Source organism: Promicromonospora sp. NPDC059942 (assembly GCF_042731755.1).
In the GTDB taxonomy this organism is placed as follows: domain Bacteria; phylum Actinomycetota; class Actinomycetes; order Actinomycetales; family Cellulomonadaceae; genus Promicromonospora.
The window spans coordinates 185,914-208,483 of the sequence record NZ_JBHWLR010000009.1 but is presented as its reverse complement, the minus strand read 5'-3'; the positions used below and the strand labels follow the sequence as shown (position 1 = coordinate 208,483).

At 73.8% G+C, this 22,570-nt stretch carries 23 protein-coding genes; 18 read left to right on the top strand and 5 right to left on the bottom strand.

The window, feature by feature from the left end; all coding sequences use genetic code 11:
* Window positions 1-24: 24 nt before the first annotated feature.
* The 4 genes from ACFV9Q_RS16655 to ACFV9Q_RS16640 are packed head-to-tail and all read right to left on the bottom strand — an operon-like array spanning window position 25 to window position 3,966.
* Window positions 25-834 (bottom strand): ABC transporter ATP-binding protein, encoded by an 810-nt coding sequence (locus ACFV9Q_RS16655; RefSeq protein ID WP_377235315.1) that lies wholly within the window; start codon window positions 832-834, stop codon window positions 25-27.
* The gene (locus ACFV9Q_RS16650; RefSeq protein WP_377235314.1) at window positions 834-1,904 is read right to left on the bottom strand and encodes a FecCD family ABC transporter permease; all 1,071 of its coding nucleotides are present in this window, start codon (window positions 1,902-1,904) and stop codon (window positions 834-836) included. Before ACFV9Q_RS16650 ends, ACFV9Q_RS16655 begins: the two co-directional genes overlap by 1 nt.
* Entirely contained in the window at window positions 1,901-2,920 is a 1,020-nt protein-coding gene (locus ACFV9Q_RS16645; RefSeq protein WP_377235313.1) for a FecCD family ABC transporter permease, read from the bottom strand. The genes ACFV9Q_RS16650 and ACFV9Q_RS16645 overlap by 4 nt, the downstream gene beginning before the upstream one ends.
* Complete coding sequence (locus ACFV9Q_RS16640; RefSeq protein ID WP_377235312.1) at window positions 2,917-3,966, bottom strand: ABC transporter substrate-binding protein; 1,050 nt, start codon at window positions 3,964-3,966, stop codon at window positions 2,917-2,919. The genes ACFV9Q_RS16645 and ACFV9Q_RS16640 overlap by 4 nt, the downstream gene beginning before the upstream one ends.
* A gap of 194 nt (window positions 3,967-4,160) precedes the next feature.
* On the opposite strand from ACFV9Q_RS16640, the gene ftsY reads away from it, so the two are divergent.
* From ftsY to dprA, 17 genes are all read left to right on the top strand, one after another.
* Window positions 4,161-5,354, top strand: a complete 1,194-nt coding sequence (gene ftsY, locus ACFV9Q_RS16635; RefSeq protein WP_377235311.1) for a signal recognition particle-docking protein FtsY — start codon at window positions 4,161-4,163, stop codon at window positions 5,352-5,354.
* 289 nt (window positions 5,355-5,643) lie between these two features.
* Window positions 5,644-6,942, top strand: a complete 1,299-nt coding sequence (locus tag ACFV9Q_RS16630; protein WP_377232232.1) for an ammonium transporter — start codon at window positions 5,644-5,646, stop codon at window positions 6,940-6,942.
* Between the two features lie 42 nt (window positions 6,943-6,984).
* Window positions 6,985-7,323 (top strand): P-II family nitrogen regulator, encoded by a 339-nt coding sequence (locus ACFV9Q_RS16625; protein ID WP_357484250.1) that lies wholly within the window; start codon window positions 6,985-6,987, stop codon window positions 7,321-7,323.
* Window positions 7,324-7,344: 21 nt separating this feature from the next.
* Window positions 7,345-9,150: an HD domain-containing protein gene (locus tag ACFV9Q_RS16620; protein ID WP_377235310.1), complete on the top strand. Its 1,806-nt coding sequence runs from the start codon at window positions 7,345-7,347 to the stop codon at window positions 9,148-9,150.
* 34 nt (window positions 9,151-9,184) lie between these two features.
* A complete protein-coding gene (gene ffh / locus ACFV9Q_RS16615) occupies window positions 9,185-10,825 on the top strand; it encodes a signal recognition particle protein (RefSeq protein WP_377231861.1) in 1,641 nt (546 codons plus the stop codon).
* A 143-nt stretch (window positions 10,826-10,968) separates the two neighbouring features.
* On the top strand, window positions 10,969-12,090 hold the full coding sequence (locus ACFV9Q_RS16610; protein WP_377235309.1) for an amidohydrolase family protein: 1,122 nt from the start codon (window positions 10,969-10,971) through the stop codon (window positions 12,088-12,090).
* 178 nt (window positions 12,091-12,268) lie between these two features.
* Window positions 12,269-12,694 carry a 30S ribosomal protein S16 gene (gene rpsP / locus ACFV9Q_RS16605; RefSeq protein WP_377231863.1) on the top strand — a complete coding sequence of 142 codons (426 nt, stop codon included), beginning with the start codon at window positions 12,269-12,271 and terminating at the stop codon, window positions 12,692-12,694.
* Window positions 12,694-12,933, top strand: a complete 240-nt coding sequence (locus ACFV9Q_RS16600) for an RNA-binding protein (RefSeq protein ID WP_020016864.1) — start codon at window positions 12,694-12,696, stop codon at window positions 12,931-12,933. Before rpsP ends, ACFV9Q_RS16600 begins: the two co-directional genes overlap by 1 nt.
* A 95-nt stretch (window positions 12,934-13,028) precedes the next feature.
* Window positions 13,029-13,613 (top strand): ribosome maturation factor RimM, encoded by a 585-nt coding sequence (gene rimM, locus ACFV9Q_RS16595; RefSeq protein ID WP_377235308.1) that lies wholly within the window; start codon window positions 13,029-13,031, stop codon window positions 13,611-13,613.
* Window position 13,614: 1 nt separating this feature from the next.
* A complete protein-coding gene (trmD, locus tag ACFV9Q_RS16590; RefSeq protein ID WP_377235307.1) occupies window positions 13,615-14,415 on the top strand; it encodes a tRNA (guanosine(37)-N1)-methyltransferase TrmD in 801 nt (266 codons plus the stop codon).
* A gap of 241 nt (window positions 14,416-14,656) precedes the next feature.
* On the top strand, window positions 14,657-15,004 hold the full coding sequence (gene rplS, locus ACFV9Q_RS16585; RefSeq protein ID WP_182614504.1) for a 50S ribosomal protein L19: 348 nt from the start codon (window positions 14,657-14,659) through the stop codon (window positions 15,002-15,004).
* Window positions 15,005-15,320: 316 nt separating this feature from the next.
* Window positions 15,321-15,989, top strand: a complete 669-nt coding sequence (gene lepB / locus ACFV9Q_RS16580) for a signal peptidase I (RefSeq protein ID WP_377230670.1) — start codon at window positions 15,321-15,323, stop codon at window positions 15,987-15,989.
* A gap of 3 nt (window positions 15,990-15,992) precedes the next feature.
* Window positions 15,993-16,682, top strand: coding sequence for a ribonuclease HII (locus tag ACFV9Q_RS16575; RefSeq protein WP_377230671.1), 690 nt, complete (start codon window positions 15,993-15,995; stop codon window positions 16,680-16,682).
* Between the two features lie 7 nt (window positions 16,683-16,689).
* Window positions 16,690-16,989, top strand: a complete 300-nt coding sequence (locus ACFV9Q_RS16570; RefSeq protein ID WP_020016858.1) for a DUF2469 domain-containing protein — start codon at window positions 16,690-16,692, stop codon at window positions 16,987-16,989.
* Between the two features lie 166 nt (window positions 16,990-17,155).
* A complete protein-coding gene (locus ACFV9Q_RS16565; protein WP_377235306.1) occupies window positions 17,156-17,602 on the top strand; it encodes a YraN family protein in 447 nt (148 codons plus the stop codon).
* Complete coding sequence (locus ACFV9Q_RS16560) at window positions 17,602-19,149, top strand: YifB family Mg chelatase-like AAA ATPase (RefSeq protein WP_377235305.1); 1,548 nt, start codon at window positions 17,602-17,604, stop codon at window positions 19,147-19,149. Before ACFV9Q_RS16565 ends, ACFV9Q_RS16560 begins: the two co-directional genes overlap by 1 nt.
* Window positions 19,142-20,428: a DNA-processing protein DprA gene (dprA, locus tag ACFV9Q_RS16555; RefSeq protein ID WP_377235304.1), complete on the top strand. Its 1,287-nt coding sequence runs from the start codon at window positions 19,142-19,144 to the stop codon at window positions 20,426-20,428. Before ACFV9Q_RS16560 ends, dprA begins: the two co-directional genes overlap by 8 nt.
* A gap of 64 nt (window positions 20,429-20,492) precedes the next feature.
* On the opposite strand, the gene ACFV9Q_RS16550 is transcribed toward dprA, so the two are convergent.
* Complete coding sequence (locus ACFV9Q_RS16550; RefSeq protein ID WP_377235303.1) at window positions 20,493-21,452, bottom strand: zinc-binding alcohol dehydrogenase family protein; 960 nt, start codon at window positions 21,450-21,452, stop codon at window positions 20,493-20,495.
* Window positions 21,453-21,602: 150 nt separating this feature from the next.
* Between ACFV9Q_RS16550 and ACFV9Q_RS16545 the strand changes: the two genes are divergently transcribed.
* Window positions 21,603-22,556 (top strand): tyrosine recombinase XerC, encoded by a 954-nt coding sequence (locus ACFV9Q_RS16545; protein ID WP_377235302.1) that lies wholly within the window; start codon window positions 21,603-21,605, stop codon window positions 22,554-22,556.
* Window positions 22,557-22,570: the final 14 nt, after the last annotated feature.

Here is a 22,570-nt window from a genome sequence, read left to right as displayed (position 1 = left end):
CACGGCGGGCCGCAGCCCCGCAGCTCAGCCCTGCACCGTGTGGTGCGGCACGATGACCGGCGTCCCGGTGCGCGGGTCGCTGAGGATCGTCGCCTCGACGGAGAACACCTCGCGCAGCAGCTCCGGGGTCACCACCTCGCCGGGCGACCCCTGCGCGACGATCTCGCCGTCGCGCATCGCCACGATGTGGTGCGCGTAGCGGCAGGCCAGGTTGAGGTCGTGCAGCACCATGACGACCGTCCGGCGGTGGTCCCGGTTGAGCGCGGCGACCAGCTCCAGGACGTCGAGCTGGTGGGCCATGTCGAGGTACGTGGTCGGCTCGTCCAGGAGGAGCAGGTCGGTCTGCTGGGCCACGGCCATCGCGATCCACGCCCGCTGGCGCTGCCCGCCGGACAGCTCGTCGACGTCGCGCGCGGCCAGCTCGGCGGTGCCCGTGGCGCGCAGCGCCTCCTCGACGGCCTCGGTGTCGCCCTCGCCCCACTGGTGCCACCAGCTCTGGTGCGGATGGCGCCCCCGGGAGACGAGGTCGCGCACCGTGATCCCCTCGGGCGGCACGGGTGACTGGGGCAGCATGCCCAGGACGCGGGCAACCTCGCGGGTGGGGCGCTCGGAGATGGCCCTGCCGTCCAGCAGCACCGTGCCGTCGGCGGGCGGCATGAGGCGGGCGAGGCCGCGCAGCAGGGTGGACTTGCCGCAGGCGTTGGGGCCCACGATGACCGTCACCTGCTGGTCGGGGACGTCGAGCGACAGCTCCCGCACGACGGTCCGGTCGCCGTAGCCCAGCGTGACGGCGTCCGCCCGCAGGCGGGCCGCGGACGTGGCGGTGGTGGGCATCAGGGGGTCCCTCTCGTCGAGCGGCGGCGCTGGAGCAGGTACAGCAGGTAGGGCGCGCCGACCAGACCGGTCAGGACGCCGACGGGAAGCTGCGCGGGCAGCGCCGTGCGCGCGACGGTGTCCGCGACCAGCACGAGCACGGCGCCGGCCGCCCCCGCCAGGACCGGCGGGATGTCGGGCACGCCGGCGACCCGGCGCGCCACCTGCCCGGCGACCAGGGCCACGAACGCGACCGGTCCGGCGGCCGACGTGGCGAGCGCCGCGAGGCACACCGCGACCACCAGCAAGGCGGCGCGGGCCAGGCCCGGGCGCACGCCCCAGCCGGCCACCACCTCGTCCTCGAACAGCAGCGCGCGGTTGGTGCGGGCCAGCACGAGCGCCGCGGGCAGCAGCACGGCCAGGCCCACCAGGACGGGCGTCGCCTCGCCCCAGCCGCGCGCGTTCAGGCTGCCGGTGAGCCAGGCCGCGGAGCGCTGCGCGTCGTACACGTCGATCCGGGTCAGCAGGAACTGCGTCAGGGCGGTCATCGCGGCGGACAGCGCGATGCCGACCAGCAGGATGCGGCGCCCCCGCAGGGCGCCGTCGCGGCCGAGCAGCGCGATCAGTCCCGCCGCGGCGAGGCCGCCCGCGAGGGCGGCGACCGGGATCGGCACGATGCCCACCGGGCCGCCCAGGGAGCCGACGGCGATGACGCCCACCACCGCGACCGAGGCGCCCGCGCTGATGCCGAGCACGTCGGGGCTGGCCAGCGGGTTGCGCAGCACGCTCTGGCTCAGCCCGCCGGCCACGCCGAAGGCGGCGCCGACGGCCAGCGCCAGGACCACCCGGGGCAGCCGGACCTCCTGCACGGCGTACACCGTGTTCTCCGGTCCCTGCCCACGCAGCGCCTGCCACAGGGCGGCGGGCGCGGTGGCCTGGTCGCCCAGGCTCAGGGCGAGCGCGGACACGAGCAGCAGGAGCAGGAGCGCCCCGAGCACGGCGACGACCACCCGGCCGCGCGGCCGGGGGCGGGGGAGCAGCCGGCGCGCGGCCGGGCGCCCGGTTCCGGAGACGGTGCGGGTCGCGGTCATCGGGCACGCTCCTTCGCGCGGCGCGTCAGCCAGATGAAGAACGGCGTGCCGAGCAGCGCCGTGACCACGCCCACCTGGACCTCCGCCGGGCGCGCCACGAGGCGGCCCACGACGTCGGCCGTGACCAGCAGCAGCGGCCCCAGCACCGCGGAGAGCGCGAGCACGCGGCGCACGTCGGTGCCGACCAGGGCCCGGGCCACGTGCGGGATGACCAGGCCGACGAAGGCGATCGGGCCGACCAGCGCCACGGCGGTGCCCGAGAGCAGCACCACGGCGACGCCCGCCAGCAGCCGGGTCCGCACGACGGGGACACCCAGCGCCGCCGCCGTGTCGTCGCCGAGGGCGAGCGCGTTGAGCGACCCGGAGACGACCACCGCCAGGACCCCGCCGACCACGGCCGGCACGAGGGCCGGCAGCAGCACGGCGGGGTCGGGCAGGTTCAGCGACCCCACCACCCAGAACCGGTACTGGTCCATGGTCGAGGCGCTGAGCAGCACCGTCGCCGAGACGGCGGCGCCGAGGAAGGCCGTCATGGCCATCCCGGCCAGGGTCATGTTCACGGGCGTGAGCCCCTCGGGCGACCGGCTCGCGAACAGGTAGACGGCGGCCGTCGCCAGCGCAGCGCCCGCCAGGGCGAGCAGCACGCGGGGCGTGCCCGCGCCGAGGCCGAGGAACACGCTGCCGGCGACCACCGCGACGGCGCCGCCGGCGGAGATCCCCAGCAGGCCCGGGTCGGCCAGCGGGTTGCGGGTGACCGCCTGCGCGAGCACGCCCGCGACGCCGAGGGTGACGCCGACGAGCAGGCCGAGCAGGGTCCGGGGCAGCCGCAGCTCCCAGATGACGGTCGCGGCGACGCCGTCGCGGCCGAGCAGCCCTGCGAGCGTCTCGGCCGGCGAGAGCACGCGGGCGCCCACCGTGATGCCGGCCAGCGCCGCGACGACGAGCAGCACGAGCGCGCTCAGCAGGATCGCGGTGACCGTCCGCCCGCTGCGCGCCGTGGTCCGGGTCGTGCTCACCGCTGGTCGGCGGCGATGGTCTCCAGGTCGTCGAGCACGAGCCCGGCCCCCGTCACGCCCAGACCCAGGTACCACGTCTCGTCCGGCACCTCGCGGACGACGCCGCCGTCCGCGACCGCGGGCACCTGGTCCCACAGGGGGCCGTCGACGACCGCCGCCTGCTCGGTGGCGTCGGGCTCCCCGTAGGTGCCCCAGAGCAGCCAGTCGCCCTCGGCGAGGGTGATCTCCTCCGCGGAGATCTCGACGGCGAGGTCGGCGATGTCCTCGGTCTCCGGCCGGGGGAGGTCGGCGTCGGCCAGGATGATGCCGACGAACGAGTCGTTGGCGTACAGGCGGATCTGCCCGGCCATGAACCGGAGCATGGAGACGGTCGGGGCCTCGCCGCCGTTCGCCTCCACCACCTCGGCACCCACCTCGTCGGCACGCTGCTCGTAGGCGTCCAGCAGCTCCTGGGCGCGGTCCTCCTCGCCCACCGCCGCGGCGTTGAGCAGGAAGTTCTCCTTCCACAGCACGCCGGGGCGCGGCGACAGCACGGTCGGCGCGATGTCCCGGAGCTTGGCCTTGAGGCCGTCGTCGTCGATCCGCAGCGACGTGCCGAGGATCAGGTCGGGCTCGAGGTTCTTGATCTGCTCCAGGTCCAAGGCGTCGTAGGCGCCGAGGTCCACGGCGTCGCCGACGTCCAGGTAGTCGGGCGCCATCTCGGCGTCCGCGGGGTGGGCGATGCCGACCGGCTCGATGCCCAGGGAGATCATGTTGTCCAGCTCACCGGTGTCGAGCACGATGACGCGCTCGGGCTTCGCGGGGATCTCGGTCTCGCCCACCTCCTCGTTGGCCACGAGGTTGCGCACGGTGCGCGGGAACTCGCCCGGTGCGGCGTCCGTGCCGAGCCGGCCCGCGAGCTCCCGGACGTCGTCGAACCCCTCCTGGCCGGTGGCGACGTTGGACTTGTTGTCGCCGGTGCCGGCGTCGGCGGTGCCGCCGCAGCCGGTGAGCAGGGCGGCACCCACCACAAGGGCGGCGAGAGACGCGGAAACTGCGCGAGGCATGGTTGTTCCTTCGATGTTCTGGGCTGAAAGGTCCTGCACGGCCGCGGGTCTGAGGCGGCGCGGTCGTCGCGCTCGGGCTCTCTCGGCAGCGTCACCCTACACGCGGAGATTAGGGGACCCTAACTCCGTCCGGCGGAACGGCCGGGCGCCGGGGGTTTCCACGGCGTCGTCCGCGAGATGAAAGAATCTGGGGCGTGAACGAGCTTCCCTGGATCGAGATCATCTCCGCCGTCGTCGTCCTCGCGGGTGGTGGCGGCCTCGCCGGCGTCCTGGTCGCCCGACGGCGCAGGCGGACCCAGGACCAGGGCGACGCCACGACGACGGCCGAGCCCACGACGACCGCGCCGTCGGCCACGGCGGAGCCGGCCACCGCAGAACCCGCCACCGCCGAACCCACGACGGAGCCCGAGGCGGCGGCACCGCAGGCCGCGCCGGTCCTGGAGCGCCCCGCCCCGACCGCGGGCCGCCTGGTGCGGCTGCGCGACCGCCTCGCCCGGTCCGGCTCGCCCCTGGGCGCCCGCCTGCTCTCGGTGCTGTCCCGGGACTCGCTCACGGAGAACGACTGGGACGAGATCGAGGAGGAGCTGCTCCTCGCGGACGTCGGCGCCGGCCCCACCACGGACCTGCTCGACGCGCTGCGCACCAAGGTCCGGGTGCTGGGCGTGCGCGAGCCGGCGGCGGTGCGCGACCTGCTGCGCTCCGAGCTCGTGACGCTCCTCCAGCCCGAGCTGGACCGCACCCTGCACACCGAACCGCGTACCGCCGAGGACGGCAGCCACCTGCCCGCGGTGACCCTCGTGGTGGGCGTGAACGGCACGGGCAAGACCACGACGGTCGGCAAGCTGGCCCGCGTGCTGGTGGCGGACGGCCGCAGCGTGGTGCTCGGCGCCGCCGACACGTTCCGCGCCGCAGCGGCGGACCAGCTCACCACCTGGGGCAACCGGGTGGGCGTGGAGACGGTGCGCTCGGACCGCGAGGGCGCCGACCCGGCGTCGGTGGCCTTCGAGGCGGTCGCGCGCGGGCGCGACGAGAAGACGGACGTCGTGCTCGTGGACACGGCGGGGCGCCTGCAGAACAAGGCCGGCCTCATGGACGAGCTCGGCAAGATCGTGCGCGTGGCCAGCAAGGTCGCCGCGCCGAGCGAGGTGCTGCTGGTGCTCGACGCGACCACCGGGCAGAACGGGCTCTCCCAGGCGCGGGTGTTCGCGGAGGTCGCCGGCGTCACGGGCATCGTCCTGACGAAGCTCGACGGGACCGCCAAGGGCGGGATCGTGGTCCAGGTGCAGCGGGAGCTCGGCGTGCCGGTCAAGCTCATCGGCCTGGGCGAGGGTCCGGACGACCTGGCGCCGTTCGACGTCGAGGAGTTCGTGGACGGGATCCTGGGCTGACCCCGGGTCAGGAATGCCCCTGTGAATGGCACGGCATTGGTCGCCGTCCACCATGTGAGAAGTACATGTAAGCGTTAAGTTACCGGCGGATAGCCACGAAATAACCGGGCGATCACGGTTGGGTCGGAAAATTCGCCCAAGCCGGTCTCGAAATAAGACGTTTACATGCTCCCCGCCTGCGTCACGCATCCGTAACCTCGATGCGGGCCACGTGTAACGGCGCCCCGCGACGGTAGTCGCGGTGGGCCGAGTCACCAGGACCGGTCCGGGGAGAGAGGCATTTTCCGCGATGGAATTCGAGCTCGATACGGGCAACACCGCCTGGCTGATCACCGCCTCCTCGCTCGTGCTGCTGATGACGCCGGGCCTGGCGTTCTTCTACGGCGGCATGGTGCGGGGCAAGAGTGTCCTCAACATGATGATGATGAGCTTCGCCTCGATCGGCGTCGCCGGGCTCATCTGGGTCGTCTACGGCTACGGTCTGGCCTTCGGCCCGGACATCGCCGGCTTCATCGGCAACCCGGCCGGGCTCATCGGCCTCACGATCGACAACGCCGCCAGCCCCACGACCGGCGTCGGCATCCCCGGCCTCGTGTTCGCCGGGTTCCAGGCCACGTTCGCCATCATCACGGTGGCCCTCATCTCCGGTGCGATCGCCGACCGCGTCAAGTTCGGCACCTGGATCGTCTTCAGCGCCATCTGGGTCACGGTCGTCTACGCGCCGCTGGCCCACTGGGTCTGGGGCGGCGGCATGTTCGGCGCCGACGGCTGGCTCGCGTCGGCCCTCTCGCTGCCGATCGACTTCGCCGGTGGCACCGTCGTCCACATCAACGCGGGTGCCGCGGCCCTGGCCCTGGCCCTGGTGATCGGCAAGCGCAAGGGCTTCGGCACCGAGGCCATGCGTCCGCACAACCTGCCGTTCGTCATGCTGGGCGCCGCCCTCCTGTGGTTCGGCTGGTTCGGCTTCAACGCGGGCTCCGAGCTCGCCGCGGACGGCACCGCCGGCCGCGCCTGGGTCAACACGCTGGTCGCCACGGCCGTCGCGATGCTCGCCTGGATGACCACCGAGAAGTTCCGTGACGGCGCCGCCACCTCGCTGGGTGCCGCCTCCGGTGTGGTCGCCGGCCTGGTCGCGATCACCCCGGCCGCCGGCACGGTGGACTCGTGGGGCGCCATCGTCATCGGCCTCGTCGCCGGTGTCCTCTGCTCGCTCGCCGTGGGCCTGAAGTACAAGTTCGGCTACGACGACTCGCTCGACGTGGTCGGCGTGCACCTCGTCGGTGGCCTGGTCGGCACCATCCTGATCGGGTTCTTCGCGACGAACGGCCGCTACGACTCGTTCTACTTCGAGGGCTCGCTCAACGGCCTCTTCTACGGTGGCGGCGTCACGCAGCTGCTCACCCAGATCGTCGCCGCGCTGGTGGCCGTGCTCTACAGCTTCGTGCTCACGTACATCATCGGGCTGGCGCTCAAGGCGACCCTGGGCTGGCGCGTCTCCGAGGAGGCCGAGGTCAGCGGCATCGACCTCGCGGTCCACGGCGAGACGGCGTACGAGAACTCCGGGTCCACCATCACCGAGGTGCGCTGACCGTACTACGGTCCAGCTACCCGACTGCTTAGGAGGCAGCGCATGAAGCTTGTCACGGGTGTCATCCAGCCCCACCGCCTCGACGACGTGAAGACGGCGTTGGAAGGTGCCGGGGTGCGCGGTATGACCGTGAGCGAGGCCAGCGGCTACGGCCGACAGAAGGGCCACACCGAGGTCTACCGCGGTGCGGAGTACACCGTGGACCTGGTGCCGAAGGTCCGCATCGAGGTGCTCGTCACGGACGAGGACGTCGCGGCGGTGACCGACGCGATCGTCGGCGCGGCGCAGACGGGCAAGATCGGTGACGGCAAGGTGTGGGTCGTGCCGGTCGAGGACGTGGCCCGGGTGCGCACCGGCGAGCACGGCGACGCCGCGCTCTGATCCGGGAGTGCCTGACGACGCATGACAAGTGACCCGGTGCCCGAGGGCACCCGGGAGCAGGCGGAGGCCCCGCACCCCCCGGTCGGGGTGCGGGGCCTCCGCGACGAGCTCCTCACCATCGCCACGGGCCTCACCGGTCCCGGCCGGTCCGGCCTGGCCCGGCGGTCCGCCGTCGGGCAGCGGGTCACCGAACGCCTCGGGGACCTGTTCGCCGCGGCGACCGAGGACGTCGACCCGTCGGGCATCGCCCTGGCGGCCGTCGGCAGCCTGGGCCGGGGCGAGCTCGGCCCGCTGAGCGACCTCGACCTCGTGCTCGTGCACGACGGCCGCACCCACGGCCCCGACGAGCTGCAGCGGGTGGCCGAGAAGCTCTGGTACCCGCTGTGGGACTCGGGCGTGGACATCGACCACGCCGTGCGCTCCCTGAGCCAGTCCCGGCAGGTCGCGGCGAGCGACCTCCCGGCGGTGATCGGCTGGCTGAGCGTGCGCGCGGTGGCCGGCGACGCCGTCGTCGTGCACCGGGCGGCCTCCGCCGTGCTGACCGACTGGCGCGCCGCGGCGCGCCGCCGCCTGCCCGAGCTCATCTCGTCCACGCGCGACCGCGCGCAGCGGGCGGGCGAGCTCGCCTACCTCATCGAGCCGGACCTCAAGGAGGCCCGCGGCGGCATGCGGGACGCCGTGCTGCTCTCCGCGCTGGCCGCCACCTGGCTCACCGACCGCCCCCACGGGGCGGTGGACACCGCCTACACGCACCTGCTCGACGTGCGCGACACGCTCCAGGTGGTCACCAGGCGGCGCAGCAGCCGCCTGCTGCTCGCCGACCTCGAGGACGTCGCCGAACGCACCGGTTACGACGACGGCGACGAGCTGCTGGCGAGCCTCGCCGAGTCGGGCCGCGTGATCTCCTACGCGCTCGACACCACCATCCGGCACGCCCGGCAGGCGCTGTCCCGTCCGGTGGGCGTGGGCAAGCCGATCATGGTCCGTGGCCGGCGCACGCCGCCCCGCCTGCGCTCCGTGGGCGACGGCCTGGTCGAGCACGACGGCGAGCTCGTACTCGGCGTCGGCACCCGGCCGGCGTCGGACCCGCTGCTGCCCCTGCGCGCCGCGGCGACCGCCGCGCGGACCGGGCTCGTGCTGTCCCCGGTCACGATCCGGAGCCTGGAGAAGTCGCCGCCCCTGCCCGAACCCTGGCCCCCGGCCGCGCGCGAGAGCCTGCTGGCGCTGCTGGGCGCCGGGCAGGCCCAGGTGCCGGTCTGGGAGGCGCTCGACCTCGCCGGGGTCGTCACCTCCTGGATCCCCGAGTGGGCCGACGTGCGCAACCGGCCCCAGCGCGCCGCGATCCACCGGCACACCGTGGACCGGCACCTCGTCGAGACGGCCGCCGTGGCGGCCCGCCTGCGGCGCCGGCTGCCCGACCCCTCGACCGTCGCCGGTCAGCGCTCAGGAGACCTGCTGCTGCTGGCCGCGCTCCTGCACGACATCGGCAAGGTGCGCGGCGCGGCCGACCACTCCGTGGAGGGCGCACGGCTCGTCCCGGGCATCCTGACCCGCGCCGGCTTCGCCCCCGACGTGGTCGACGACGTCACGCGGCTCGTCCGCCACCACCTCACCCTCGCCGACCTGGCCACCCGCGCCGACCCCGACGACCCCGCCACGCTCACCAGCCTGCTGGAGGCCGTGGACCACCGGCGCGACCTGCTCGACGTGCTGCGCTCCCTCACGGAGGCGGACACCACGTCGCTCGGGCCGAAGGCGTGGACGGGGTGGCGCTCCCAGCTCGTGGACGGGCTCACCGCGCGGGCCCGGGCCCTGCTCCCCGGATGAACCCCTGACGACAGGACTCCATTAGGCTGTGTCCGTGTTCAACTCCCTGTCCGACCGGCTTACCTCGACGTTCAAGAACCTGCGCACGCGGGGCCGTCTCTCCGAGGCGGACATCGACGCGACCGTGCGGGAGATCCGCCGCGCCCTGCTCGACGCGGACGTCGCGGTGCCCGTGGTGCGCGAGTTCACCGCCGCCGTGCGCGAGCGCGCGCTGTCGTCCGAGGTCTCCGGTGCGCTGAACCCCGCCCAGCAGGTCGTCAAGATCGTCAACGAGGAGCTCGTCGACATCCTCGGCGGGGCCACGCGCCCGCTGACGCTGGCCAAGACGCCGCCCACGGTGATCATGCTCGCGGGTCTGCAGGGTGCCGGTAAGACCACGCTGGCGGGCAAGCTCGCGCACGCGCTCAAGGGCCAGGGCCACACGCCCCTGCTGGTCGCCGCCGACCTGCAGCGCCCCAACGCCGTGACCCAGCTGTCGGTGGTGGCCGAGCGCGCCGGCGTGCCGGTGTTCGCGCCGCACCCGGGCAACACCTCGGAGGCCGACGACCCGGCGGCCGACGCGCCCCTGATCGGCGACCCGGTCGGCGTCGCGCGGGACGGCGTCGCGTACGCCAAGGAGCGCCAGCACGACGTCGTGATCGTGGACACCGCAGGCCGCCTCGGCATCGACGAGGTGCTGATGAAGCAGGCCGCGGACATCCGCGCCGCGGTGAACCCGGACGAGGTCCTGTTCGTCATCGACGCGATGATCGGCCAGGACGCGGTGAACACCGCGAAGGCCTTCGCCGACGGCGTGGACTTCACCGGCGTCGTGCTCTCGAAGCTGGACGGCGACGCCCGCGGTGGTGCCGCCCTCTCGGTCGCCAAGGTGACCGGCCGGCCCATCATGTTCGCGTCCACCGGCGAGAAGCTGACGGACTTCGAGGTCTTCCACCCCGACCGCATGGCGAGCCGCATCCTCGACATGGGTGACGTGCTCACCCTGATCGAGCAGGCCGAGAAGACGTTCGACGCCGAGCAGGCCGAGAAGATGGCGGGCAAGCTCGCCAGCGGCCAGGACTTCACGCTCGCGGACTTCCTGGTGCAGATGCAGCAGCTGAAGAACATGGGCTCGATGAAGAAGATGCTCGGCATGCTGCCGGGCATGGCCCAGATGCGCGACCAGCTCGACCAGTTCGACGAGCGGGAGGTGGGCCGCATCGAGGCGATCATCCACTCGATGACGCCGGCGGAGCGCGACAACCCGAAGATCATCAACGGCTCGCGCCGCGCCCGCATCGCCAAGGGTGCCGGCACCACGACCACGGCCATCAACCAGCTCCTGGAGCGGTTCGACAACGCCCAGAAGATGATGAAGCAGATGGCCAAGGGCGGCGGCATGGGCCCCGGCGGGATGCCCGCCATGCCCGGCGGCCCCGGCATGGGCATGGGCAAGAAGTCGCGCGGCAAGACGCCGCCGCCCAAGAAGGGCAAGAAGGGCAAGTCCGGGAACCCGGCCAAGCGCGCCCAGCAGGAGAAGGACGCCATGCAGCGCGCCCTCGGCGGCGGCCCGGCCACCACGCCGGCCGCGCCCGCCGGGTCTGCCTTCGGGATGGGCTCGAAGCCGAGCGACAAGGCGCCGGACCTGAACGACATCGAGCTGCCGCCGGGCCTGGAGAAGTTCCTGGGTCGGTGAGGCGAGGTCCGGCCGGTGGCCGGACGCGGTGCCGCCGGCTGGTGCCGGCAGGGGCAGGCCGGCGACGACGCCGGGGCGGGCAGGGTGTCCGAGGCGTGACAGGGGACAGGTCCACAGGGTGACGGGGAGAGCGAAGGAGCCGCATGTCTGCGCTGGAAGGTCCGACCGCGGCGATCCGCGGGCGCATCCTGCTCGGTGACGACCGTGAGGCCGAGGAGCTGTGGGTCCGCGGCGGCCGCGTCAGCCTCACCCGGCCGTCGGCGCAGGGCACCAACATGCGGGTGCTGGAGGGCTGGGCGCTGCCCGGCCTGGTCGACGTGCACTGCCACATCGGGCTCGCGGCCGAGGGCGCGGTCTCCCCGGAGGAGGCCGAGAAGCAGGCGGTGGCGGACCGCGACTCCGGCGTGCTGCTGATCCGGGACGCCGGCTCGCCGCTGGACACCGCGTGGGTGCACCAGCGCGGCGACCTGCCGCACCTGCTGCGGGCGGGCATGCACCTGGCGCGGCCCAAGCGCTACCTGCGCAACTTCGGGCTGGAGCTGGAGTCCCCGGAGCTGCTCCCGGACGAGGTGCGCACGCAGGCCCGGCGCGGCGACGGCTGGGTCAAGCTCGTCGGCGACTGGATCGACCGCACGCTGGGAGCCGACGGCGACCTGCGGCCCCTGTGGCCCGACGACGTGCTGCGCCAGGCCGTCGCCGTGGCGCACGCCGAGGCGGCCCGGGTGACCGTGCACGCCTTCGGCGAGGAGACGATCGACGGGCTGCTCTCGGCCGGGGTGGACTGCATCGAGCACGGCACCGGCATGACGGCCGAGCACATGGCGGAGGCCGCCCGGCGGGGGATCGCGGTCACGCCCACGCTGCTGCAGATCGGGCAGTTCGAGAGCATCGCGGCGCAGGCCGACGGCAAGTACCCGCTCTACGCGGAGCGGATGCGGGCCATGTACGCGCGCCGGTACCAGCAGGTCCGCGACCTGCACGACGCCGGCGTCCAGCTCCTGGTCGGCACCGACGCCGGCGGGACCATCTCGCACGGCCGCATCGCCGACGAGTGCGCCGAGCTGGTCGCGGCGGGCATCCCCGCGGCGGAGGTCGTGGCGATGGCGTCCTGGCGCGCCCGGGACTACCTGGGCTTCGGGGCCGTGGTGGAGGGGTCCAGTGCGGACCTCGTCGTCTACCCGGCGGACCCGCGCGAGGACATCGAGGTGCTCCGGCACCCCAGCGCCGTCGTGCTGCGCGGCACGGTCTACCCGACCACCCGCTGACCGCGCCCGTGTGACGCACACGTGGTTGGTGGGGCCGCGCGCCGTCTGGCACAATATCCACGTACTCGGCGTGCCCAGACCCCTCTCACCTGGTCAGGCCGTGTCCCGGTCCCACACACTGCTTCACCCCACGTCGCGGTGCTCGGACCATCCCATCAGAACCAGGAGAGACCACTTCGTGGCTGTCAAGATTCGTCTCAAGCGCCTCGGCAAGATCCGGGCCCCGTACTACCGTGTCGTCATCGCCGACTCGCGCACCAAGCGCGACGGTCGCGTGATCGAGGAGATCGGCAAGTACCACCCGACCGAGGAGCCGTCGCTCATCGAGATCAAGTCGGAGCGCGCACAGTACTGGCTCGGTGTCGGCGCGCAGCCGACCGAGCAGGTCGCCGCTCTGCTCAAGGTGACCGGTGACTGGCAGAAGTTCAAGGGCCTGCCGGGCGCCGAGGGCACCCTGCGCGTCAAGGGCGAGAAGGCCGACGCCGCCTCCGCCATCGAGGCCGTGAACGCTGACGCCGAGAAGGCCAAGGCCAAGGCTGCCGAGAAGGCTGCTGCTGCCGCCGCCGAGGCTCCGGCTGCGCCGGCCGAGGGCGACGAGGCCTGATGCTCTCGGAGGCCCTCGAGCACCTGGTGCGCGGCATCGTGGACAACCCGGACGACGTCCGCGTGTCCGCGAAGACGCTCCGCCGTGGTGACCTCCTTGAGGTCCGCGTGCACCCTGACGACCTCGGCCGAGTCATCGGCCGTGGTGGTCGCACGGCGCGCGCCCTGCGCACCGTGATCGGTGCGCTCGCCACCGAGGGCCCGGTGCGGGTCGACGTCGTGGACGTCGACCGGCGCTGAACCATCGGCATCCAGCACGACGACGAGGCCCGGTCCGAACGCGGACCGGGCCTCGCTCTTTGCTCCATCTTCTTGTTCCATCCCCGAGGAGTGACATGCAGCTGACCGTGGCTCGCGTCGGCAAGGCGCACGGGCTCAAGGGCGAGGTGGCCCTCGACCTGCGCACGGACGATCCGGAGACCCGGCTCGCGATCGGCGAGCGGCTCGAGACCGTCCCGGCGGACGCCGGTCCGCTGACGGTGACCCGGGCGCGCGAGCACCAGGGGCGGTGGCTGGTCACGTTCGCCGAGATCGCCGACCGGAACACGGCCGAGGAGCTGCGCGGCACCGAGCTCGTCGTCGAGGCGGACGTCTCCGACGAGGAGGATGCCTGGTACCCCCACGAGCTGGCGGGCCTGCGGGTCGAGCTCGCCGACGGCACCGTGGTGGGCAAGGTCGTCACGCTGGAGTACCAGCCGGCCCACGAGGCGCTGCTCGTCGAGGAGACCCTGCCCGACGGCGGCACGGCCCGCACCCTGGTGCCGTTCGTCCTGGCCATCGTGCCGGTGGTCGACGTCCCGGGCGGCCGCGTGGTGCTCACCCCGCCCGGCGGGCTGCTGGCCCGCGACGCGGATGCCGCTGTCGTCGACCGCGCCGACGACGGCGACGACGCCGACGTCGTCGAGGGCGAGGACGGCTGACGTGCGCGTCGACGTCGTCTCGATCTTCCCGGACTACCTGTCCGTGCTCGACCTGTCCCTCGTGGGCAAGGCGCGCCAGCGGGGCCTGCTGGACCTGCGGGTGCACGACCTGCGCGACTGGACCACCGACCGGCACCGCACCGTCGACGACACCCCGTTCGGCGGGGGAGCGGGCATGGTCATGCGCCCGGACGTGTGGGGCCAGGCGATCGACGAGGTCCTGGGTGCCGGGACCGGCACGCGCTCCGAGGGCGCGCACCTGATCGTGCCCACGCCGTCGGGCGAGGTGTTCACCCAGCGGCACGCCGAGAGCCTCGCGTCGGCCGAGCAGCTCGTGTTCGCGTGCGGGCGCTACGAGGGCATCGACGCGCGGGTGGCCGAGCACTACCGGTCCGCGGGCGTCACGGTGCACGAGCTGTCGATCGGCGACTACGTGCTCAACGGCGGCGAGGTGGCCTCGCTGGTGATGATCGAGGCCGTGGCCCGGCTGATCCCCGGCATGGTCGGCAACCCGGACTCGCTGGTCGAGGAGTCGCACGGGGCCGCGGGGTTGCTGGAGTACCCCGTGTACACGAAGCCGCCGTCGTGGGCGGACCTCGAGATCCCCGAGGTCCTGCTGTCCGGGCACCACGCGAAGATCGAGCGCTGGCGCCGGGACCAGGCGCTGGAGCGGACGGCGGCGCGGCGGCCGGACATGATCGAGGCCCTGGACGTCGCGGGGCTGGACAAGCACGACCTGAAGCTGCTCGCTGAGCTCGGCTGGGTGCCGGGGGCGGACGGCGGCGGGCTGACGCGGGCCTGATCGTCCCGCCGCCACGGGTCACACCTGCTCGGGCCGCGGTTTTGCGCGTTCGTGTGGCAGAATGAGCCGTTGGTGCGTCGCCGGTCAGGTCTCTGCCACAGGGGACGACCGGGGCGGGCAACCGCCCCCGACCGGGTCAAGCCGCACCGCCATCCACACCCTTTCGGGACCCTGACGGCCGCACGGCCGGGGCGGGGCCCACGAGATTCGCGCCTGACCTGTGGCAGGCCCGGAGAGAACGATGCAGAAGCTCGACATCATCGACGCAGCCCAGCTGCGGTCCGACATCCCGGACTTCCGTGCCGGTGACACCGTCAAGGTCAACGTCAAGGTCGTCGAGGGCAACCGCTCCCGCGTCCAGGCGTTCCAGGGCGTCGTCATCTCCCGCCACGGCGGCGGCATCGGCGAGACCTTCGCCGTCCGCAAGGTCAGCTTCGGTGTGGGCGTGGAGCGCAAGTTCCCGCTGCACGCGCCGACCATCGAGTCCGTCGAGGTCGTCACCCGCGGTGACGTCCGTCGCGCGAAGCTGTACTACCTGCGCGAGCTGCGCGGCAAGAAGGCGAAGATCCGCGAGAAGCGCGAGAACTGAGCGTTCTGAGCGCTCCGGCGCTCCACGGCACCGGCCGCCGTCCTCCTAGACCGAGGACGGCGGCCGGTGTCGTTTCACGTCCGGTCTGTGCGGATATCCGTCGGGCTTGATGTTCGCCCGCCCGACCATTTCGCCGGGGGCGCTCCAAGGTGACAGAGTTAGGCTCGTGACGAGTTTCGACCGGGTGGCACCGCCCACCCCTATCGATGGGACGCCCTTGAGCGCAGAGGATCCGTGGGGAAGCAGCGGGGCGCATCGTCAGGGTGGGGCCGCGCACGGCCGTGAGCCGCGCAGGCAGCAGTCGGGCGTCCTCGCGATGCTCCGTGAGGTCGGGATCATCGTCGTCAGCGCGCTGGTCCTGTCGTGGCTGATCAAGACGCTGCTGGTGCAGCCGTTCTACATCCCGAGCGCGTCCATGGAGGACACGCTGACCGAGGGCGACCGCGTCATGGCGTCGCGGCTGACGCCCGGCCCGTTCGACCTGGAGCACGGGGACATCGTCGTCTTCGTGGACCCGGGTGACTGGCTGCCGCCGTACGTGCCGCCGGAGCGCGGCCCGGTCGGTGACGCGGCGGTCTCCTTCCTGACCATGGTCGGCCTGCTGCCGCAGGACACCGGCGACCACCTCATCAAGCGCCTCATCGGCCTGCCCGGCGACAAGGTCGTCTGCTGCGACGCCGAGGGCCGGGTGTCGGTGAACGGCACGCCGATCGACGAGACGTACATCAAGCCGGGTTCGATCCCCAGCCAGGACCCGTTCGAGGTCACCGTGCCCGACGACATGCTCTGGGTCATGGGTGACAACCGGCAGGACTCGATGGACTCGCGCTACAACCGCGGCAAGCCGGGCGGCGGGTTCGTGCCGGTCGAGAACGTGGTGGGCACGGCGTTCGCGACCGTCTGGCCGCTGGACCGGCTGAACTGGCACAGCAACCCGAGCGACGTCTTCAGCGGCGTCCCGGACGCGCCTCCCGCGGAGAAGTAGGCGGTGCGCAAGGTGCCCACGCTGCGGCAGGAGAGGGCGCTCCTCGCCTCGGGCGCCCGCCTCGTGGCGGGCATGGACGAGGTGGGGCGCGGAGCTCTCGCGGGGCCCGTCAGCGTGGGCGTCGTCGTGGTCGACGCCGCCACGCGCACCGGTCCCAAGGGCGTCGCCGACTCGAAGCTGCTCACGCCCGGCGCGCGCGAGGCCATCGCGCCCGCCGTGCGGCGGTGGGCGGTCGCGTGGGGCGTGGGGCACGCGGGTCCGGCCGAGATCGACGAGCACGGGATCATCGCCGCGCTCCGGATGGCCGGCCGGCGCGCGCTGGCCCAGGTGCGGCAGGTGTGCGGCGACGTCGACGTCGTCGTGCTGGACGGCAAGCACAACTGGCTCTCCACGCCCGCGCTCGACCTGTTCGCCGCGGCGGACGCCCCGGAGGACGACCTGCCGGAGCCCGCGGTGCGCACGCTGATCAAGGCCGACATGACCTGCACGTCCGTGGCGGCCGCCAGCGTGCTGGCCAAGGTGGAGCGCGACGCGATCCTGGTCGAGCTCGCGCAGCGGCACCCCGAGTACGCGTGGGACCAGAACAAGGGCTACAGCGCGAAGGCCCACATGGACGCCCTCGGGCTGCACGGGCCGACGCCACACCACCGCAGGTCCTGGAACCTGCCCGGAACTGCGGCGTCGGTGGGATGATGTCGTCGTGAGCGCCGAAGACCTCGAGAACTACGAGACGGAGATGGAGCTAGCGCTCTATCGCGAGTACCGCGACGTGGTAGGCCTGTTCGCCTACGTGGTGGAGACCGAACGCCGGTTCTACCTCGCCAACCAGGTGGACCTGCAGGTGCGGTCCGCGGCGGGCGAGGTGTACTTCGAGCTGCGGCTCGGCGACGCCTGGGTGTGGGACGTCTACCGCTCGGCGCGGTTCGTGAAGTCGGTGCGCGTGGTGACGTTCAAGGACGTGAACGTCGAGGAGCTGGCCAAGGCCGAGCTCGCGCTCTGACGGTTCCTGCGGAACTCCCCGTGGGGCTGGACAGACCCTCGTGACGAGGTTCCTGCGGTTCGAGCGCGACGCCGACCCTGTGGATCATCGATCCGTGCACAGGTGACCCCGCGGACCCCGCCTGACGGCTCCTGCGTGACCAAGGCTGGTCACGGAGGTGGACGCGATGGCGAAGAAGGACGGCGTAGGCCGGTACGGCGAGCGGGTCGCGCTGCGGCACGTGGAGGCACGCGGCTGGCAGGTGCTCGACACCAACTGGCGCGGCACGGAGGGTGAGCTCGACATCGTCGCGATCGACGGCGACGTGCTCGTGGTGGTCGAGGTCAAGACCAGGTCGGGGCTGGGGTACGGGCATCCGGCGGAGGCGGTGACGCCGCGCAAGCTGACCCGGATCAAGCGGCTGACGGGGCAGTGGCTCACGGTCTTCCGCGAACGGCTCGCCGCTGACCGGCTCGCCGCGGCGCGGCTGCAGGAGGAGGCGGGCCCGGGCAGACCGGTGCCGGTGCTGCCTGAGGTGCGCACCCGCTTCGGCGCCATCCGCATCGACGTGGTCGCGGTGACGCTGCAGCGCCAGGGCCCCGCCGTCGTCGAGCACCTCGAGTCGGTGGCGTGATGGGGATCGCGACCACCCGGGCGGTGTCGCTCGTCGGCATGCAGGGGCACGTGGTGGAGGTGCAGGCGCACCTCGCGGCGTCGGTCCCGGGCTTCACGCTGGTCGGTCTGCCCGACGCCGCGCTGAGCGAGTCCCGCGACCGGGTGCGGGCCGCGGTGACCTCCACGGGGCTGCCGTGGCCGGTCAAGAAGATCACCGTCAACCTGTCGCCCGCCTCGCTGCGCAAGCAGGGCAGCGCGTACGACCTGGCGATCGCGGTGGCGATCCTCGCGGGCACCGACGGGCCGACGTCTCCGGGGATGAGCAGGACCGGCCTGGACCGGGTGGTGCACCTGGGCGAGCTCGGCCTCGACGGGCGGGTCCAGCCGGTCCGGGGCGTGCTGCCGACCGTGGCGGCCGCCGTGGCCGCGGGCTACCCGGACGTCGTGGTGGCGGCCGGCGACGCCGACGAGGCGCGGCTGGTGCCGGGGGCGCGGGTCGTCGGCGCCACGAGCCTGGCCGAGGTGGTGGCGCTGCACGGCGGCCCGCCGGAGCTGGTGCGCGAGGTCGTCGCGGTGCGACCGGTCCGCTCCGCGCTGGCGGCGCGACTGCCGGGCGACCTGGCCGACGTCGTGGGTCAGGAGGAACCGCGCAGGGCCCTGGAGGTCGCGGCCGCCGGAGGGCACCACCTGCTGCTCGTCGGGCCGCCGGGTGCCGGCAAGACGATGCTGGCCTCCCGGCTGCCCGGGATCCTGCCCGACCTCACCGACCGCGAGGCCGTCGAGGTCACCGCGGTGCACTCCGTGGCGGGCACGTTCGACCCGGGCGGAGGCCTGATCCGCCGGCCCCCGTACGAGGACCCGCACCACACGGCGACCCAGGCGGCGGTGGTGGGTGGCGGGTCGGGCATCCCGCGGCCTGGGGCGGTGTCGCTGGCGCACCGCGGGATCCTGTTCCTGGACGAGGCCCCCGAGTTCGGCGCCCGGGTGCTGGAGACGCTCCGGCAGCCGCTGGAGCAGGGCGAGCTGGTGATCCACCGGTCGGGCGGCTCGGCGCGCTACCCGGCCCGGTTCCAGCTCGTCCTCGCGGCCAACCCGTGCCCCTGCGGGCTGGCCATCGGCAAGGGCCTGGACTGCGCCTGCTCGCCGACCACGCGACGCCGGTACTTCGCGCGGCTCTCCGGGCCGCTGCTGGACCGGGTGGACGTGCAGGTCGAGGTGCAGCCCGTAGACCGGGTCGAGCGGCTGGAGGGCACGTCCGAGCCGACGTCGGTGGTGGCCGCCCGGGTGCTGGCCGCGCGGCAGGCCGCCCGCGCCCGGCTGGCCGACACGCCCTGGTCCACCAACGCGGAGATGCCCGGGCGGTTCCTGCGTGACCTGCTCCGGCCGCACCCCGGCCTCCTCCGGCCGATCGAGCTGGCCATGACCGACGGGCGGCTGAGCCTCCGCGGCGTGGACCGGGTGCTGCGGATCGCCTGGACCATCGCCGACCTCGCCGGGCGCGACGCGCCCACGGTGTCCGACGTCGGGAACGCGCTGCTGCTGCGCACGGGAGGCGACCATGGCTGAGCCGCTCTTCGAGCTGCCCCGGGCGAGGCTCCGGTTCGACCCCGCAGACCCGGTGCTGGCGCGGGCCGCGTGGAGCCGCATCGCCGAGCCGGGCGACCCGGTGGCCGGCGCCCTGGTGGAGCAGCTCGGCCCCGTGGACGCGCTCGACTGGCTGCTCGACGCCGCCCGGGCGCCCGCCCGGGCCGGTGCCGTCCTCCGGCGGATCGGTGGGATGCAGGCCGCGGTCCAGGGCCCGGGTGGTCGCGCCGACGCCCCCGGCCACGTGCTCGGGGCGGTCGCCGAGGGGCCGGACGCGTCCGGGTCGCGGGCCGCCGCGCTGGTCGTCGCCGCGGTGCGGCGCTGGGCACCCCGGCTCGACCGCCTCGACCCCGAGGGCGAGCTCGTCGTGCTCGGCCGGTACGACGGCACCTTCCTGACGCCGGACCACCCGGGCTGGCCCCTGTCGTTCGCGGGACTCGGCGCCACGGCGCCCCTGGCCCTGTGGGTGCGGGGCGATCCCGACCTGGCCGGGCTGGCGGCACGCTCGGTGTCGCTGGTGGGCTCGCGCGCCTGCACCGGCTACGGCGTCCGCGTGACGCGGGACCTGGCGTGCGGGCTGGCCGACCGGGGGTTCACCGTGGTCTCCGGCGGCGCCCACGGGATCGACGCGGAGGCGCACCGGGGCGCCCTGGTCTCGGGGGCGCGGACGGTGGCGTTCCTCGCTGGCGGGGTCGACCGGCTCTACCCCGCGAGCAACACCGACCTGCTGCTGCGGACGGCCGCGCAGGGCGCCGTGGTGAGCGAGGTGCCGCCGGGCTCCGTGCCGGGCAAGCAGCGGTTCCTCCAGCGCAACCGGCTGATCGCCGCGTTCACGGCGGGCACGGTGGTGGTCGAGGCGGCGCTGCGTTCCGGCGCGCTGTCCACGGCCAACCACGCGGTGTCGCTGCTGCGTCCGCTGGGGGCGGTGCCAGGACCGGTCACGTCCATGGCCTCCAGCGGCTGCCACGAGCTGCTGCGGCGCGGCGCGGCCGTCTGCGTCACCGATGCCGCCGAGGCCGCCGAGCTGGTCGGCGACGTCGGCGAGACCGCGCCGCGCCGACAGGGCGAGACGCGGCCGGGGGACGACCTCGACGCGGCGGGCAAGGCGGTGCTCGACGCCCTGCCCGTGCGCAAGCCGGCGCACGAGCGGTCGATCGCACGCACCGCCGGGATCGCGCTCGACGACACGACCGGAGCACTCGGGCTGCTCGAGCTGATGGGGCTGGCCGAGCGGCGGGACGGAGGCTGGCGCAGGCGGTGACCGGGCCGGGCGGTCTGCGGGGCCGCCCAGCCCGGCCGCCGGGCCGGCGATCCCGGGTCGTCGGTCAGGCGGTCGGGTCGAGCAGGAGCTTGCCGACGGTGCCCCGCGAGCGGAGGGCCTCGTGCGCGCCGCGGGCGTCGGACAGCGGGTACTCGCCGCCCGCGACGGCGCGGATCCGGCCGCTGCGGGCGAGGTCGAACAGCTCGGTCAGCGCCCGGCCGTAGAGGTTGCCCGGCAGCCGGAAGACGTGCGGCAGCCACATGCCCGCGACCGTGCTGCTGTGGCCGAGCAGGTTGCGCAGCTCCACGGGCTTGGGCTGCTCGCGCCCCGCCATGCCGTAGAAGACGAGCCGGCCGAACGGTGCGAGCACGGCCAGGCTCTGGTCGGTCGTGGTGCCGCCCACCATGTCGAGCACGATGTCGACGCGCCCTCCGTTGGCGTCGAGCAGGGCCGTCCGCAGGTCGTCCGCCCGGGAGTCGACGGCGATGTCCGCGCCGAGACCGAGGGTCAGCATGCGCTTGTCGGACGTGCTCGCGGTGGCGACGACCCGGCCGGCGCCCCAGGCCTTGGCGAGCTGCACGGCGATCGTGCCGACGCCGCCCGCGGCCGCGTGCACCACCACGGACTCGCCCGGTTCGAGGTGCGCGTTCTTGCGCAGCAGGACCCAGGCGGTCGTGCCCTGCACCAGCATGGAGAGCGCGGTGAGGTCGTCGACGTCGTCGGGCACGGGAAAGGTCATGGCTGCGTCGGCGACTGCCCGTTCGGCGTACCCGCCCCCGCCGGTCAGCAGGGCGGCGACCCGCTGTCCGTCCGGCGTGCGTCCGACGACCTCGCTCCCGGGGACGAACGGCAGCCGGGTCGGCGTCTGGTAGGAGTTCTCGACCTGGTGCGTGTCGGCGTAGTTCACGCCGATGCGCGACACCTCGATCAGCACCTGCCCCGGCCCGGCGGTCGGCTCCGGCACGTCAACGGGCCGGAGCACCTCGGGCCCGCCGAACTCGGTCACCTGTACGGCACGCATCATCGCGGTCCTCCTGCACTCGTCCGGCTGCGCTGTCCGACCGGCCAGTGTGGCAGAGCGACCCGACGCAGCGACACACCGGGCGACGCACCGGGTCGCGCAACGCGGCGCGCCTGCTTCACCCCGTGGCGGTCCGGCTGCACACTGGCAAACGTGGACCTTACCGACCTGTCCGGCTTGCCTCGGCTGCCCGAGCAGTTGTCCGACGCCGTGTCCCGCTTCGCCAGCTACCTCCACGCGCAGCGCGGGCACTCCGCCCACACTCGGCGTGCCTACGTGGCGGACGTGACCGACCTGCTGCGGTACGCGATGCGGCACGGGAGCACGAGCCTCGACGAGATCGACCTGACGCTGCTGCGCGGGTGGCTCGCGTCGCAGTCCGACCGCGGGCTCGCGCGCTCCACGCTCGCCCGCCGCGGCGCCTCCGCCAGGGCGTTCCTGCGCTGGGCCCACCGCTCCGGGCTCGTGCCCGTCGACCCCTCGGCGCGGCTCGCGAGCCCCAAGGTGCCGCGCACGCTGCCCACGGTGCTCGACGTGGACGCCGCCAGCCGGCTGCTCGACGGCGCGCGAGCCGCCGCGGACGAGGCCGACGAGGCGTCCCGGCCCGCGGCCTTGCGCTCCTGGGTCGCCGCTGAGCTGCTGTACGGCGCGGGCATCCGCGTGGGCGAGCTGGTCTCGGTCGACATCGGGCACGTGGACGCGCGCGACCGGCTCGTGCGGGTGCTCGGCAAGGGCGGCAAGGAGCGCGTCGTCCCGTTCGGGATCCCGGCCGCGCGCTCCGTCGACGCCTGGCTGTCCGACGGCCGGCCCGCGTTCATGACCGCCGCCACCGGTGACGCCTTCCTCGTGGGGGAGCGCGGCGGACGCTGGGGTCAGCGTCAGGTGCGCGAGGCCGTGCACCGGCTCGCGGCCCAGGCCGGCGTCGACGACGTCGCGCCCCACGCGCTCCGGCACTCCGCCGCGACCCACCTGCTGCAGGGCGGTTCCGACCTGCGTGCCGTGCAGGAGGTGCTGGGCCACGCGAACCTTGCGACCACCCAGCGCTACACCCACGTGGACGCCGAGCGGCTGCGCAGCGTCTACGCCCAGGCGTTCCCGCGCGCCTGACCGGCGGGCGGTGT